The sequence below is a fragment of the Micromonospora sp. NPDC003776 genome (assembly GCF_053605645.1).
On record NZ_JBSGJR010000116.1, the window covers coordinates 1 to 14,050 of the forward strand.

A 14,050-nucleotide genomic window follows, 5' to 3' on the forward strand; every position below is an offset into this window, starting at 1 on the left:
GCCGCACCGGCGAACCGGTGCGGCCCTCGTAGTTCTCGGCACGGGTCAGCGGGACCGGCGGCGGTCCAGGAACTCGGTCATCCGCCGGTGCTTCTCCTCGTCCTCGAAGAGCACCGCCTGGCTGAGCAGGTCGAGCTGCGGGTGGGCGACCGCCGGCGCGTCCACGGCCAGCTTGGTGAGCCGCACCGCCAGCGCCGAGCCCTTCGCGATCTCGTCGAGCAGGCCGTGCGCGGTGGGCAGCAGCTCCGCCGGCTCGGCCACCACCCGGTTCACCAGCCCGATCCGCAGCGCCTCCTCGGCATCCACCCGCCGGCCGGTGAAGAGCAGCTCCTTGGCCCGGGCCTCGCCGATCAACGCCGGCAGGCGGTGGGTCGCGCCCGCGCCGGCCAGGATGCCCAGCCGCACCTCGGGCTGGCCGAACACCGCACGCGCCGTGCACACCCGCAGATCGCAGGCGTACGCCAGCTCGGCGCCGCCACCGAGGGCCGGGCCGTCCACGGCCGCCACGGTCGGCATGGGCAGTGCCCGGATCCGCGCGAAGGCGGCCTGGTTGATGGCGGCCAGAGCGTCCAGCCGCCCCCGCTCGCGGAGCTGGCCGATGTCCGCCCCGCCGGCGAAGATGCCCTCGGCTCCTCCGGTGAGCAGCAGCAGCCGGGGCCGCGCCTCCAGCTCCGCGCAGACCGCGTGCAGCTCGGCGATCAGGTCGGCGTCGATGGCGTTGCGTTTCTCGGGCCGGTCCAGGGTGACCACCAGCCGGTCGGGCAGCTCCTCGATCCGCAGTCCGCTCACTGCCGCACACCGCCTTCCCAGGTGTAGAAGCCCTGGCCGGACTTCTTGCCGAGCTTGCCGGCGGCCACCATCTCCACCAGCAGCGGCGGCGGCGCGAACCGGTCTCCGTACGCGGCCTGGAGGGTGCGGGCGATGTCGAGGCGGACGTCCAGCCCGACCAGGTCGGTCAGCTCCAGCGGGCCCACCGGGTGCCGGTAGCCGAGCACCATGGCCTTGTCGATGTCGGCGGGGCTGGCCACCCCGTCGGCGACCATCCGGATCGCCTCCAGCCCGAGGGTGACCCCGAGCCGGGAGGTGGCGAAGCCGGGCATGTCGCGTACGACGACGGCGTCCTTGCCCAGCCGCCCGGCGAGCGCGACGGCCGCCTCGGTGGTGCCGGCGGCGGTGGCCGGGCCGACCACGATCTCCAGCAGCGCCATCGCCCAGACCGGGTTGAAGAAGTGCAGCCCGAGGAAGTCCGCCGGCCGGCCCAACCCGTCGGCCAGCTCGGCGATCGGGATGCTGGAGGTGTTGCTGCCCAGCAGGGCGGGGCGGCGCGTCTCGGCCTCCCGGAGCACCGCACGCTTGAGGTCGAGCCGCTCGGGAACCGCCTCGACGATCACCTCCGGCCCCTCGGCGACCTCGGCGAGCCCGGCCCGCAGGGTCACCCGCTCCCGGTTCGTCGCCGCGGCCTCGGCGGTCAGCTTGCCGCGCTGGACCCCCCGCTCCCACAGCTCGCCCAGGCGCCGTACGGCGGCGGCGCCGCGTTCGGCGTCCACCTCGACCAGCTCGACCGCGTAGCCGGCGCCGGCCGCCACGTACGCGATGCCGAGGCCCATCGTGCCGGCCCCGACGACCACAAAACGACCACTCATGACGTCCCCTCGCCGCGCGCGGCGACGCGCGGGGTCTCCGCCGCGCCGGGCCGCCCGCTCCGCTCGTTCATGGGTGCGACCCTATGCAGGGCCGGCCCGGGCGGCATGCGTGGGGGCGCGCCGGATCGGGTACAGACGGCCTCCAACGCCGAGGGAAGGACCGAGATGAGTCAGGCACCGGAGAGCGCCGAGAGCACCGAGACCGTGGAGACGCGCGGCGACGAGCGGGTGGACCTGCTGCGGGCGGACACCAACAACGACGGGCAGACCGACGTGTGGGTGGTGGACACCGACGGCGACGGGAAGGCCGACCTCTTCCAGTTCGACACCGACGGTGACGGCAAGGTGGACATCACCATGGTCGACATCGACGAGGACGGCACCCCCGACGAGGTGGTCGACGGCGACGGCGGCCTCCCGCCCGAGGAGACCACCCCCACCGTGCAGGTCTGAGGCGCAAGGAAGGGCCCCTTCTTAACGCCTGGTGCGGGTAAAGGGGCCCTTCCTAACGCCCAGGGCCGGTGAGCCGCAGCGTGGCCAGGTAGTACGGGCGGTCCCGGTCGTCCACGTCGACCAGGCGCCACGGGGAACCGTGGACCAGCTCGGCGAGTTCGTCGACCGAGCACACCAGATAGTCGAACCACTCGGTGCCGAGCATCCGGTAGCGCAGGCGCAGCCGGAGCTGCCCGCCGAGCCGGCCGCGCCGCCGGTTGAGCTCGTGATAGCCGGTGTGCACCGGGTCGGTGGTGCCGTACGGGTCGGCGCCGTGGGCGATCACCTGCGCGCCGGGCCGGGCCAGCGCGGCGAGCGCGGCCAGGAACGCCGGTGCCCGCTCCCGCCCCTCGATCAGCCCCAGGTTGTTGCCGAGCAGCAGGAAGGTGTCGTACCGGCGGCCGTCGGCCACGTGCTCGTCGACGGTGCCGTGGACCAGTTCGCGTACCCCCCGGTGGCGGCAGACCCGCAGCGCGCCGAGGGAGGTGTCCAGCCCGGTGACCGGCACCCCCTGCTCCTGGAGGTGCAGCGCGATCCGGCCGGCGCCGACGCCCACGTCCAGCACCTCGCCGTGGACCCGGGCGACGGCCCGGTGGTCGTACGGCTGCCACGCCGCCGGCGGGTCCAGGTAGTGCTCGGTGGGCGCGCCGTTGACCAGCCCGTCGTCCCGCTCGATGATCTCGATGACCGGCCGCGGCAGGCGCCCGCCGACCAGCGGCCGGGGGCCGATCCCGGTGGCGACGGCGTACGCGTCCCGGATCATCTCGCCGAACACGTCACCGATGGTGGGCTCCCCGGTCACGGGCCCGGCTCTGTTCGCGACTGCGGGGCTCGCAGACCCGGCTCACTCCTCGCGCTCACGGCGCTGACTCTGTTCGCGACTGCGGGGCTCGCAGACCCGGCTCACTCCTCGCGCTCACGGCGATCACGCTATCTGGACTCAGCGGGGCTGTCGCGGCCGTATCCTGGGCGGCGTGACCGACCTGGACCGCCTGGCGGCGGAGAAGTACGTGCTGCTGACGACCTTCCGGAAGGACGGTCGGGCGGTGCCGACGCCGGTCTGGGCGGTGCGGGACGGCAACGCGCTGGCGGTGTGGACGGTGTCGGACTCCGGCAAGGTCAAGCGGATCCGGCGGGACGGCCGGGTGACCGTGGCTCCGTGCGACGTACGTGGCCGGCCGCACGGCGAGGCGGCGCCGGGGCACGCGTCGGTCCTGGATCCGCCGGCGACCCGGCGGATCCGCGGCCTGTTGAAGCAGAAGTACCGGCTGATCGGCCGGCTGAGCCTGCTGGGCAGCCGGCTGCGGCGGGGCGAGAGCGGCACGGTCGGGCTGCGGATCGTGCTGGACGAGCAGTGACCCCGGACACGACGAAGGGCGGCGGATCGTCGCTCTCGCGTACGTCCAGCCGCCCCTGATCGGAACGCGGGAAAACGTCCGGGTCGTCAGTCCCCCTGGCGCTGCTGGGGGATCTGCCCCTGCAGCAGGGCCCGGACCTCCGACTCGCGGTAACGGCGGTGGCCGCCCAGGGTCCGGATGGCGCTGAGCTTGCCAGCCTTGGCCCACCGGGTAACCGTCTTCGGGTCGACACGGAACATCGACGCCACCTCGGCCGGCGTGAGTAGCGGCTCTGGTTCGTGCGTTCGCGATGCCATCGGGGTCACTCCTCCACATGTATAGACATCGGCCGGGGTCCCGCCGGCCGACGCGTCTCCCATGGTCCGGCTAGTCCCCGATGTCCGACATGGGCCGAACGGCTGAAGGTCCCTAGACGGACGGATGAACCATGCCCGATTTTTACGACTTTTATGCCGCAGAAACTACCTTATTCGGACTCATGATCACGGTTCGTGATGCGTCAACTACGAGACACTCTCGCATCGACAGGCGCCTGTCGGGGCAATTCGGGCGCAGGGCCGGCGGCTAGTTGCACCGCTCCAGCAGCTGTACCGCCCGCCACCGGGCGACCAGCTTGTCGTACGCCGCCGAGGCCTCCTCCGCCTCGCCCCGGGAGAGCCCGGCCAGCCCGGTGGCGACCAGCTCGGTCGAGTCGTCGGCCGCCAGCGTCTCGTCCGGCAGCAGCTGCACCAGGCCGCCGTAGTCGAGCTCCACCACCGAGCGCGGGTGGAACTCCTCCAGCCAGCGGGCGGCCTCCTCGACCGCCTCGGTGATCGGCGCGTCGCCCACCGACTTGCGGAGCACGGAGAGCGCCCGGGACGAGCGGCGGCGCGCCTTGGAGATCTCGGTGCGGTAGCGCAGTGCGCGCCGACCCGGCTCGGTGACCAGGTGCCGCTCCTGCGCCTCGAAGAGCACGAACCAGCGCAGCGGCACGCCCCAGGTGGCGATCTGCTCGTGCACCCGGGGCACCCCGTGCTCCAGCACCCGCGCCCCGCTGCGCCAGTCCTCCACCACCGCCTTGGCCTGCCCGGCCAGGATCGGCGGCACGAACGCGTCGGCCAGCACCGAGGGCACGCCGTCCCGGGCGCTGAGCGCCGCCTCGGCGACCCGGACGCGCAGGTTCCAGGGGCAGACCAGCAGGCTGTCGTCGGTCTCCAAGACGTACGCCTCGTCGGGCAGGTCGGGCAGCCGGGTCCAGCCCGCGCCGAGCGCCTCGATCACCGCGGTCCGCTGCCGCCCCGGACCCTCGAGCGGGGCGATCGCTCGGCCCTCGTTCACGTACCGGCGCCAGAACGATTGACGTTCCCGATCGAAGGCGGTCAGCGGCTCGTACACGCGCAGGTAAGAAGCGAAGAGCGACGGCACGGCGCGATCCTCCCACGAGACGGGACCCGCACGCCGCCGCCGCGACGGGGTGGCGTGACGTGCGCGACAGTACGGCTCCGGCCGATATTAGGCTCAACAGCACCGGCAGCATCCCGCCGGCGTGTCACCAGGTCCGCGCCCCACAAGGACGCACACCGACTCAGGAGTCAGCCATGGGCGTTTTCGCCAGCAATGAAGACCCGGGAGCCACGGGTCACGAACAGGTCGTTTTCTGCCAGGACAAGCAGTCCGGGCTGAAGGCGATCATCGGGATCTACTCGACCGCGCTGGGCCCCGCGCTCGGCGGCACCCGGTTCTACCCGTACGCCAGCGAGGAGGAGGCCCTCGCCGACGTGCTCGACCTGTCCCGGGGCATGGCGTACAAGAACGCCCTGGCCGGTCTCGACCTCGGCGGCGGCAAGGCGGTCATCTGGGGCGACCCGGAGCAGATCAAGAGCGAGGCGCTGCTGCGCGCGTACGGCCGCTTCGTCGAGTCCCTCGCCGGGCGCTACTACACCGCCTGCGACGTCGGCACGTACGTGGCGGACATGGACGTGATCGCCCGGGAGACGTCGTACGTCACCGGACGCAGCGTCGAGCACGGCGGCGCCGGGGACTCCTCGATCCTGACCGCCTGGGGCGTCTTCCAGGGCATGCGGGCCGCCGCGGAGCACGTCTGGGGCGCCCCGACCCTCTCCGGCCGCCGGGTCGGCGTGGCGGGCCTGGGCAAGGTCGGCAAGTACCTGACCGCCCACCTCCTAGAGGACGGCGCCGAGGTGGTGGCGACCGACGTCAACCCGAAGGCCCTGGAGTGGGTCCGCGCCACCCACCCGCAGGTCGAGCTGGTGGACGACACCGCCGCCCTGGTCGCCGCCGACATCGACGTGTACGCCCCGTGCGCGCTGGGCGGCGCGCTGAACGACGACACGGTGCCGGTGCTGCGCGCCAAGGTGGTCGCCGGCGCGGCGAACAACCAGCTCGCCCACGCGGGTATCGAGAAGGTCCTCGCCGACCGGGGCATCCTCTACGCCCCCGACTACGTGGTGAACGCCGGCGGTGTGATCCAGGTCGCCGACGAGATCGAGGGCTTCAACTTCGAGCGGGCGAAGCTGCGCGCCACCCGCATCTACGACACCACCCGCGAGATCCTCCGCCTCGCCGACGACGAGGGCGTCCCGCCGGCGGTGGCCGCCGACCGGCTCGCCGAGCGGCGGATGGCCGACGTCGGCCGGCTGCGCACGATCCACCTGCGCTGAACGTCACCCGGGGCGGGGCCTCTGCTCCGCCCCGGGCCGCACCCCGACGGGCCCCGGCGTTAAGCTGGAAAATGGGACGCTTCGTCCCGGTTTGCCCGGCGTCACGGCCGGCCCCGGGTGTCGCTCCTTACCGGGTACAATTTGTGACGGCCGGATAACTGCGACGCGCAGGGCCGGCTGACGGTAACCCGAGGTGCCGAACGATGGCATCCCCATGTACCGTAAGAGCCACGAGAGATGCCTGACGTCATCGGGGCCCGCCTTCGGGCTGCCCCGCATTCTGTGCGAGGGGGTCGAGCCATGGGGCGCGGCCGTGCTAAGGCCAAGCAGACGAAGGTGGCGCGGGAGTTGAAGTACCACTCCCCGAACACCGACCTCACCGCCTTGCAGCGCGAGTTGGCGGGTGCTGGTAAGTCTGAGCACAACTTCGACGACGACTACAAAGAGTATGTCGACGACGATGATGAGGATCACGCGGACGACGACCCGGATTCCTGGGCGCGTCCGACCCGCTGACCTCCGGTCGCATCTGAGCACGCGGTGACTCCCCGCGTGCTCACGCATGTGCTCTGCGGAAGCCGGCGTACCAACCGACGATCAGGGACCTGCCGTGTCCACCCGGCCAGGTCCCTGATCCCGGTGCGGCACCGTCAACGCGGCCGGTTGTTCCAGTTGTAGAACGTCGGGATGTTCTCGAAGTGGTTCCAGGCGCAGACGGCGCTGGCCCCGTCGCCGCCCGACACCTCCGCCCGCAGCAGTCGCGCGGCCTCCGCCTCCCGGAGCAGTGCGGTCAACCCCACGGCGGCTTCCCGCACCCGGTCCGCGACCAGGTCCGGGGCGGCTCCCCCGACGCGCTCAGGCTGCCTGTGACTCATGGTCTCGGGCATGCTCCAACACTCCCTCCAGTAAACGGATCTTGCTGTTGCGGCAGTGCTCGGTCTCCGTACCGTCGAAACGCCCCAGCTCGAAGTAGCGGTTGGCCGCATGGCCACCACCGCAGAACCCGAAGTAGGGGCACGACGACCGGCACGCCTCGACACCGCTGAGGAACTCGCCCACCCAGGGCGTACGCCCGGCGCCGGCCAGGATCTCGGCCAGCGGGGTGGCCAGCACGTTGCCGCTGCTGAAGTCGCCGTACCGGGGGTCGGTGAAGCCGGCCAGCTCCGGAGAGAGCACGACCACCGAGCCGTCCTGGGCGACGGTGGGGATCGGATCCAACCGGCGGGGCAGCAGGTCGTCCGCGGTGCCGTCCAGCACGGCGCCGGCGTAGCGCAGCGACCACTCCACCTCGCGCAGGTGGATCCGAGGGTCCCGGCGCCAGGCGGCCACCAGCTCCGCCCAGAAGCCCGTCACCGCCGCGGCGTCCCGGGCGTTGGTCCGGGTGTTGACCCCCTCCGTCTCCTCGATGTTGACGCCGAGCACGTCGCAGCCGAGGTCGAGGAAGTAGTCGTACAGCTCCGTGGCGAGGCCCGGCTCCGGCCGGGAGACCACCGACAGGGCCGAGAAGGGCAGGCCGTGCCGGCGCAACGCCGCGATCCCGGCCAGGATCCGGTCGTACGCCGGCCGCCCACCCCGGGTGACCCGCTCGGCGTTGCGCTCCCGCGGCCCGTCCACGCTCACGCTGACCCGGACGCCGTGCTCGGCGAAGAACGCGCACCAGGCGTCGTCGATCAGCGTGGCGTTGGTCTGGACATGGTGCTCCACCTGCGGCCCGAACGGGGCCAGCAGGGCGGCCAGGTGCTCCCTGCCGGCCGCGAGGGGCTCCCCGCCGTGCCAGACCACCGAGAAGCGCCCTGCGGCCGCCCACGGGTTCACCGACGCCGCCACCGCCTCGGCGACCGCGACCGGCATCCGCCGGTCCACCGCCCGCATCGGCAGGTAGCAGTAGACGCAGTCGAGGTTGCAGAGCGTGGTCGGCTGCATCACCACGTACGAGGGAACCGCGGCGATCCCGCGCATCCCCGGATGCGTACGAGCAGCCATCAACCCTCCCCCGCCTAGCCTCAGACCCTTCAGGCTAGGCGGCGGTGGCCACTCGGGTGAACCCCCGATCAGGTGGCCGGATGATCACCGGAGCGTGATCACCCTCGGGTGTGCTGACCGATCATCTGCACGTTGCCGGAGCCCTCGATGATCTCGCCGGCCTGCCAGGCTTCGACGCCGCGGCCGGTCAGGGTGGCCAGCGCGCGGTCGGCGTCCTCGGCGGAGACGATGGCGAACATGCCGACGCCCATGTTGAACGTCGCCTCCATCTCCGGGTCCTCGATCCGGCCCTTGGACTGGATCAGGTCGAAGATCGGCTGCGGCTTCCAGGTCGACCGGTTGACCACCGCGTCGACGTGCTCCGGCAGGACCCGGACCAGGTTGCCCGGGATGCCACCGCCGGTGACGTGGGCCAGCGCCCGCACCTCGGCCTCGGCGATCAGCTTGAGGCAGTCCTGCGCGTAGATCTTGGTCGGGGTGAGCAGCTCCTCGCCGAGGGTCCGCTGCCGGCCGAAGTCGTCGATCACCACGTCGAGCCGCATCCGGGCCACCCCGAGCAGCACGTGCCGGACCAGCGAGTAGCCGTTGGAGTGCAGGCCGGAGGAGCGCATGGCGATCACGACGTCGCCCACCTCGACCCGCTCCGGGCTGAGGATCTCGCTCTCCTCCACCACGCCGACGCCGGTCGCGGAGATGTCGTACTCGTCCGGGCGGAGCACGCCCGGGTGCTCCGCGGTCTCACCGCCGAGCAGGGCGCAGCCCGCGTACCGGCAGCCGTCGGCGATGCCCGCGCCGATCTCGGCGACCTTGTCCGGGACGACCTCGCCGGTGGCGATGTAGTCGAGCAGGAAGAGCGGCTCGGCGCCGCAGGCCACGAGGTCGTCGACGACCATGGCGACGAGGTCGATGCCGACCGTGTCGTGGATGTCGAGCTGCTGGGCGATCACCAGCTTGGTGCCGACGCCGTCGGTCGACGAGGCCAGGATCGGGTTCTTGTACTTCTTGGTGTCCAGCCGGAACAGGCCGGCGAAGCCGCCCAGGTCGCCCATGACCTCCGGGCGCCGGGTCTGCTTGACCTTGGACTTCAGCAGCTCGACCGCGCGGTCGCCCGCCTCGATCGACACCCCGGCGTCGGCGTACGAGACCGAGCGTTTGCGCGTCGAACGGCTGGTGCCGGCCGTCCAGGGCTGGCGGTCGCCGCCGGCGCCCGTCGGGCTGGTTCCTGCGCCGCTGCGCTCGGACACGTGCGTCACGGTTCTCCCCTTTGTGGTTCTCGCGGTCGCGGTTGCGGTCGCGCCCGCGTCGGGTGGTGCTATGGGCGGTGGGTGGCGAGTGCGGCTGGGGTGTCCGGGGTGGCGCTCGCCGCCTCGACGGCGACCCGGCGGCCCACTCCTTCGAGCACGTGCTTGCCGATCAGGTTCCCGGCCGGCAGGTCGATCGGGTATTCCCCGTCGAAGCACGCCCGGCACAGCCGGCTTTTCGGCTGCTCGGCCGCGGCGATCAGACCGGGAAGCGATACGTAACCCAGCGTGTCGGCGCCGATCGACCGCCGGATGCCTTCGTTGTCCAGCCCGTTGGCCAGCAGCTCGGCCCGGGTGGCGAAGTCGATGCCGTAGAAACAGGGCCAGCTCACCGGCGGGGACGAGATCCGGACGTGCACCTCCAGCGCACCGGCCTCGCGCAGCATCCGCACGATCGCCCGCTGGGTGTTGCCCCGGACGATCGAGTCGTCCACCACCACCAGGCGCTTGCCCCGGACGTTCTCCCGCAGCGGGTTGAGCTTGAGCCGGATGCCGAGCTGGCGCAGGGTCTGCGACGGCTGGATGAAGGTGCGCCCGACGTACGGGTTCTTCATCAGGCCCGCGCCGTAGGTGATGCCGGAGGCCTCGGCGTACCCGATGGCGGCGGGGGTGCCGGACTCGGGCACCGGGATCACCAGGTCGGCCTCGACCGGGTGCTCCTTGGCCAGCTGGCGGCCGATCTGCACCCGGGCCGCGTGCACATTCCGCCCCGCGATGGTGGCGTCCGGGCGGGCGATGTACACGTACTCGAAGAGGCAGCCCTTCGGCTCCGGGGCGGCGAACCGGGTGGAGCGCAGCCCGTCCTCGTCGATGGCGAGCAACTCGCCGGGCTCGACCTCGCGCACCACGCTCGCGCCGACGATGTCCAGCGCGGCGGTCTCGCTGGCCACCACCCAGCCGCGCTCCAGGCGGCCGAGCACCAGCGGGCGTACGCCGTGCGGGTCGCGGGCGGCGTAGAGGGTCGACTCGTCCATGAAGACGAAGCTGAACGCCCCGCGCAGCTGGGGCAGCACCTCCAGCGCGGCCGCCTCGACCGACAGGTCGGGGCGGCTGGCGAGCAGCATGGTCACCAGCGACGTGTCGTTGGTCGAGCCGTCCGGGTCGATCCCCCGCTCGGCCACCTCGCGCTGGAGCTCGGCGGTGTTGACCAGGTTGCCGTTGTGGGCCAGCGCGATGGTGGTGCCGGCCGTGGTCGCGCGGATCGTCGGCTGGGCGTTTTCCCAGGTCGAGCCGCCCGTGGTCGAGTAGCGCGCGTGCCCGATCGCGACGTGCCCGCGCAGGCTGGCCAGAGTCGGCTCGTCGAAGACCTGGGCGACCAGGCCGAGATCCTTGTAGACCACCACGCCCGAGCCGTCGCTCACCGCGATGCCCGCGGCCTCCTGGCCGCGGTGCTGGAGGGCGTAGAGCCCGAAGTAGGTGAGGTTGGCGACCTCTTCCCCGGGGGCCCAGACGCCGAAGACGCCACACGCGTCCTGCGGGCCGGGTCGTTGGGGGTCAAGGTCGTGGCTCAGCCGGCCATCGCCTCGGGGCACCTGCCGCTCCCTCTGCTGGACTGGCCTGGCGGAGTCGGGGGGCAAGCTCCGCGTGGTCGGCCGGGACCGTGGTCACCTGACAGTGTACGCGAATCCGAGCCGACACCGACAGTCACGATTGTCTGACGTAAAGTGATGCCCCCAGCCGGCGGGACGGCCAGCTAGAGGGGGAGATGCGCGGAGAGGTCGGCACGGATCCCGCTGACCCGTACGCGACCCTCGGTGACGGCGTCCGCCCAGCCGAGCCGGCCGGTGGCCAGCTCCAGCCAGGTCGCCGGGTCCATTTCCACCACATTCGGCGGCGTACCGCGGGTGTGTCGCGGCCCCGCCACGCACTGCACCGCACCGTAGGGTGGAACCCGCACCTCCACCGATCGGCCGGGGGCGCGCTCCGCGAGGGCGGCCAAGAGGGTCCGGACCGCCTCCCGGAACACCGGCCGTTCGGGCGTACGCCCCTCATCCAGCGCCGTCAACGCGGCCGCGACCGCGGCGGAATTTCTGTGCGGAGAGGACACGACGGGACGATACGACTCGACGACGCCACGGTGGTGACCGGCCCTGGGTAGAGATGATCCGGTCAGACAAGGCATAGTTGCCGACGGCGTATTCGTACCGTGAGTGATCAACCTTGGCCCGGCGGCCCGCCGGCCAGGAGATCAGACCCGGAAGGCGGTGGACGTGTCAACACACCGACGTGCCTGGAAGCAGCGGGCCGGTGTGGTCGTGGCGCTGGTGTTCGGCGCGCTGCTCACCGTCCCCGCCACACCGGCTCTGGCGGCCCCCAACGTCTCGAACGTCTCGGCTTCGCCGAACTCGGTCGAGGCGGGTGGCACGGTCAAGGTGAGCTACAGCCTCACCTTTACGGATCCGCTCTCGTCCGCTGACGTGTCGGTCACGTCGAGCAACCCGAAGCTCTCGTGCGTGGACGGCTGCTCGCGCGGCCGCGTCAACCAGAGCGGCACCTTCGACGCCACGTTCCGGGCGGCAGGCGATGCGCCGAACGGATCCGCGACGATCACCGTCAAGGCGACCGACTCCAACGGACCGAACAAGCAGGAAGAGACGGGGAGCGTCAGCGTCACCCTCGTCGCCAAGGAAGCACCGCAGGTGCAGTCCGTGAAGTCGGTCTCCGGCAAGGCGGTCATCGCGGCGAACGGCGAGCCGCTGGCCGGCGTCCCCGTGATGCTCCGGGACAGCCAGGGCAAGCAGCGCCAGACCACCACCGACAGCAGCGGCAACTTCCGCTTCACCGGTTCGACCTCCGACCCGATCGCGCCGGGCCTGCTCGACCTGGGGGCCAACAAGGACGGCACCATCGGCACCAAGTCGATCCAGGCCCAGGCGGGCCAGGCGGTGACCGGCCTGCGGATCGGCGTGCCGCTGGAGGTCAAGGCCACCCCGAGCGCCACGCCGTCGGCCACCGAGGAGGCCCTGCCGACCGACGAGGCGACCGAGGAGGCGACCGACGAGCCCGCCACCGAGCAGCCCGCCGCCCAGCGGCCGGCCGCCAACGAGGACTCCGGCAGCTTCGGTTCCTGGCTGCTGATCCTGCTCGGCGGCCTCTTCGTGGCCGTGGGCGTCGGCACCATCGTGCTGCTCTACATGCGCCGCAAGAACGAGGGCGAGGACGCCGACGGGGGCGGCCCCGGCGGGGCCGCGGCGGGCGCTGTGCCGGTCGCCCGGGGCGGCTACCGGGGCACCGACGACCAGACCCGGGTGGTGAACGGGATGGGCGCCGGGGCGGCGCCGACGATGGTCGGCAGCAGCTCGCTGAGCGACGCGCCGACCATGATGCACCGCCCGGTTGTGGACGACGTCCCGCCGGACCCGTACGGCGCGCCGGCCCCCGGCTACGGCGGCGGGCAGGGCGGCTGGGCCGGCAACGGCTACGGCGACGAGCCCGCCCAGGGCGGCTACGGCAACAACGGCTACGGCAACGCCCCCTCCTCGGGCGGGGGCTACGGCAACGCCCCCTCCTCGGGCGGGGGCTACGGCAACGCGGGTGGCGGGTACGGCAACGCCCCGTCCTCGGGCGGCGGCTACCAGGGCCGGGACTACGGCGCCGGGGCCGGCGGCTACGCGGCGCCCGCCCAGGGCGGCGGCTACGGCGGCGACCGGTACGACGAGCCGACCGGCCGCTACACCGGCGACAGCACGCAGTACGCCCCGCCGGCCGACCCGTACCCGACCAGCACCTACCAGCCGGACCAGGGGCCGGGCTACGGCCAGCAGGACCAGGGCCACTACGGCCGCGGCCCGGAGCCGGACAACGGCTACGGGTCGGGCGGTGGCTACGGCGCCCAGGGTGGCTACGACAACGGCCCGGGGCGTGGCGGCTACGAGAGCGGCCCGGCCGGCGGCTACGACGGTTACGACCAGCGCGGCGGCTACGGCGGCAACGACGGTTACGGCCAGGGCACGCAGGGCGGCTACGGCCAGCAGGGCGGCTACGGCCAGGAGCCCCCGCAGCAGCGGGGCGGGGGTTACGACCAGGGCGGCTACGACAACCGGGGCTACGACCAGGGCGGCGGCCCCGCCCAGGCCGGCCGGGGCCGGGCCGACGGCGCGCAGGAGCGCGGCGGCCGCCGGCTCGACTGGTTGGACGACTGACCGCTGCGGGGCTCGACGTCCCGCACGAATCTGACAGTGCCCGCCCGGTCCCACCGGGCGGGCACTGGGCTTTCCAGGCTTCCGCGAGATGGACCGCCGGCCGGCGGATCGGCGGCTGGCCGATTCGGGGCGGCCAGGAGTCAGGCGGCGGCGAAGTAGCCCTGGCGGAGCACCGGCACCACGGTGGAGACGCCGACCTGGACGGCGACCGCCACGTCCTCGGCGAAGCCGCCCTCGGTCAGCTCGCGCCCCGAGACGCAGCCCCGTACCGCGGCCGGCACGTCCGGCGTGCTGGCCAGCGCGGCCAGCGCCATCGCCGCCTCCACCGAGAGCCCACCCGGTACGCCGGAGAGGGCGTCCAGCACGCAGGCCGCCCCCAACTGGTCCTCCACGCAGGGCCGCAGCGAGCCGTCCGGCCAGCGCTCCCCGGCCGCCACCACGCCCACCGGGGCGTCGGCGGAGCCGTACCCC

Annotated in this window: 16 protein-coding genes; 5 read left to right on the top strand and 11 right to left on the bottom strand. The window is 72.7% G+C overall.

Annotated elements, in window-relative coordinates; genetic code table 11:
* Positions 1-45: 45 nt before the first annotated feature.
* Complete coding sequence (locus ACWEVO_RS12770; protein WP_452307696.1) at positions 46-789, bottom strand: enoyl-CoA hydratase/isomerase family protein; 744 nt, start codon at positions 787-789, stop codon at positions 46-48.
* Positions 786-1,643, bottom strand: coding sequence for a 3-hydroxyacyl-CoA dehydrogenase family protein (locus ACWEVO_RS12775; protein WP_452307697.1), 858 nt, complete (start codon positions 1,641-1,643; stop codon positions 786-788). The genes ACWEVO_RS12770 and ACWEVO_RS12775 overlap by 4 nt, the downstream gene beginning before the upstream one ends.
* 165 nt (positions 1,644-1,808) lie before the next feature.
* Here ACWEVO_RS12775 and ACWEVO_RS12780 point away from each other — a divergent pair, with 165 nt between their 5' ends.
* Complete coding sequence (locus ACWEVO_RS12780) at positions 1,809-2,096, top strand: hypothetical protein (protein WP_452307698.1); 288 nt, start codon at positions 1,809-1,811, stop codon at positions 2,094-2,096.
* Between the two features lie 52 nt (positions 2,097-2,148).
* Here the strand turns inward: ACWEVO_RS12780 and ACWEVO_RS12785 are convergent, their stop codons facing one another.
* The gene (locus ACWEVO_RS12785; RefSeq protein WP_452307699.1) at positions 2,149-2,937 is read right to left on the bottom strand and encodes a class I SAM-dependent methyltransferase; all 789 of its coding nucleotides are present in this window, start codon (positions 2,935-2,937) and stop codon (positions 2,149-2,151) included.
* A gap of 172 nt (positions 2,938-3,109) precedes the next feature.
* Between ACWEVO_RS12785 and ACWEVO_RS12790 the strand changes: the two genes are divergently transcribed.
* Complete coding sequence (locus tag ACWEVO_RS12790; protein ID WP_452307700.1) at positions 3,110-3,493, top strand: PPOX class F420-dependent oxidoreductase; 384 nt, start codon at positions 3,110-3,112, stop codon at positions 3,491-3,493.
* A gap of 86 nt (positions 3,494-3,579) precedes the next feature.
* Here ACWEVO_RS12790 and ACWEVO_RS12795 read toward each other — a convergent pair whose 3' ends face one another.
* Positions 3,580-3,789, bottom strand: a complete 210-nt coding sequence (locus ACWEVO_RS12795; RefSeq protein ID WP_007073996.1) for a BldC family transcriptional regulator — start codon at positions 3,787-3,789, stop codon at positions 3,580-3,582.
* Positions 3,790-4,057: 268 nt separating this feature from the next.
* A complete protein-coding gene (locus ACWEVO_RS12800) occupies positions 4,058-4,897 on the bottom strand; it encodes a hypothetical protein (RefSeq protein WP_452307701.1) in 840 nt (279 codons plus the stop codon).
* A gap of 173 nt (positions 4,898-5,070) precedes the next feature.
* Here ACWEVO_RS12800 and ACWEVO_RS12805 point away from each other — a divergent pair, with 173 nt between their 5' ends.
* Both ACWEVO_RS12805 and ACWEVO_RS12810 read left to right on the top strand, forming a co-directional pair.
* Complete coding sequence (locus ACWEVO_RS12805; RefSeq protein ID WP_452307702.1) at positions 5,071-6,153, top strand: Glu/Leu/Phe/Val family dehydrogenase; 1,083 nt, start codon at positions 5,071-5,073, stop codon at positions 6,151-6,153.
* A gap of 300 nt (positions 6,154-6,453) precedes the next feature.
* Positions 6,454-6,669, top strand: a complete 216-nt coding sequence (locus ACWEVO_RS12810; protein ID WP_452307703.1) for a DUF3073 domain-containing protein — start codon at positions 6,454-6,456, stop codon at positions 6,667-6,669.
* Between the two features lie 134 nt (positions 6,670-6,803).
* On the opposite strand, the gene amcA is transcribed toward ACWEVO_RS12810, so the two are convergent.
* The 5 genes from amcA to ACWEVO_RS12835 form a co-directional block, all read right to left on the bottom strand.
* Entirely contained in the window at positions 6,804-7,040 is a 237-nt protein-coding gene (gene amcA, locus ACWEVO_RS12815) for a multiple cyclophane-containing RiPP AmcA (RefSeq protein ID WP_452307704.1), read from the bottom strand.
* Positions 7,009-8,112: a cyclophane-forming radical SAM peptide maturase AmcB gene (gene amcB, locus ACWEVO_RS12820; RefSeq protein WP_452307710.1), complete on the bottom strand. Its 1,104-nt coding sequence runs from the start codon at positions 8,110-8,112 to the stop codon at positions 7,009-7,011. The genes amcA and amcB overlap by 32 nt, the downstream gene beginning before the upstream one ends.
* Before the next feature lie 122 nt (positions 8,113-8,234).
* Positions 8,235-9,389, bottom strand: a complete 1,155-nt coding sequence (gene purM / locus ACWEVO_RS12825) for a phosphoribosylformylglycinamidine cyclo-ligase (RefSeq protein ID WP_452307705.1) — start codon at positions 9,387-9,389, stop codon at positions 8,235-8,237.
* A gap of 59 nt (positions 9,390-9,448) precedes the next feature.
* On the bottom strand, positions 9,449-10,969 hold the full coding sequence (gene purF, locus ACWEVO_RS12830) for an amidophosphoribosyltransferase (RefSeq protein ID WP_452307706.1): 1,521 nt from the start codon (positions 10,967-10,969) through the stop codon (positions 9,449-9,451).
* A gap of 161 nt (positions 10,970-11,130) precedes the next feature.
* Positions 11,131-11,484 carry a sterol carrier family protein gene (locus tag ACWEVO_RS12835; RefSeq protein ID WP_452307707.1) on the bottom strand — a complete coding sequence of 118 codons (354 nt, stop codon included), beginning with the start codon at positions 11,482-11,484 and terminating at the stop codon, positions 11,131-11,133.
* Between the two features lie 163 nt (positions 11,485-11,647).
* Between ACWEVO_RS12835 and ACWEVO_RS12840 the strand changes: the two genes are divergently transcribed.
* Positions 11,648-13,579 carry a hypothetical protein gene (locus tag ACWEVO_RS12840; RefSeq protein WP_452307708.1) on the top strand — a complete coding sequence of 644 codons (1,932 nt, stop codon included), beginning with the start codon at positions 11,648-11,650 and terminating at the stop codon, positions 13,577-13,579.
* A gap of 140 nt (positions 13,580-13,719) precedes the next feature.
* On the opposite strand, the gene ACWEVO_RS12845 is transcribed toward ACWEVO_RS12840, so the two are convergent.
* The coding region (locus tag ACWEVO_RS12845; RefSeq protein ID WP_452307709.1) for a 2-phosphosulfolactate phosphatase at positions 13,720-14,050 on the bottom strand (331 nt) is incomplete at its 5' end.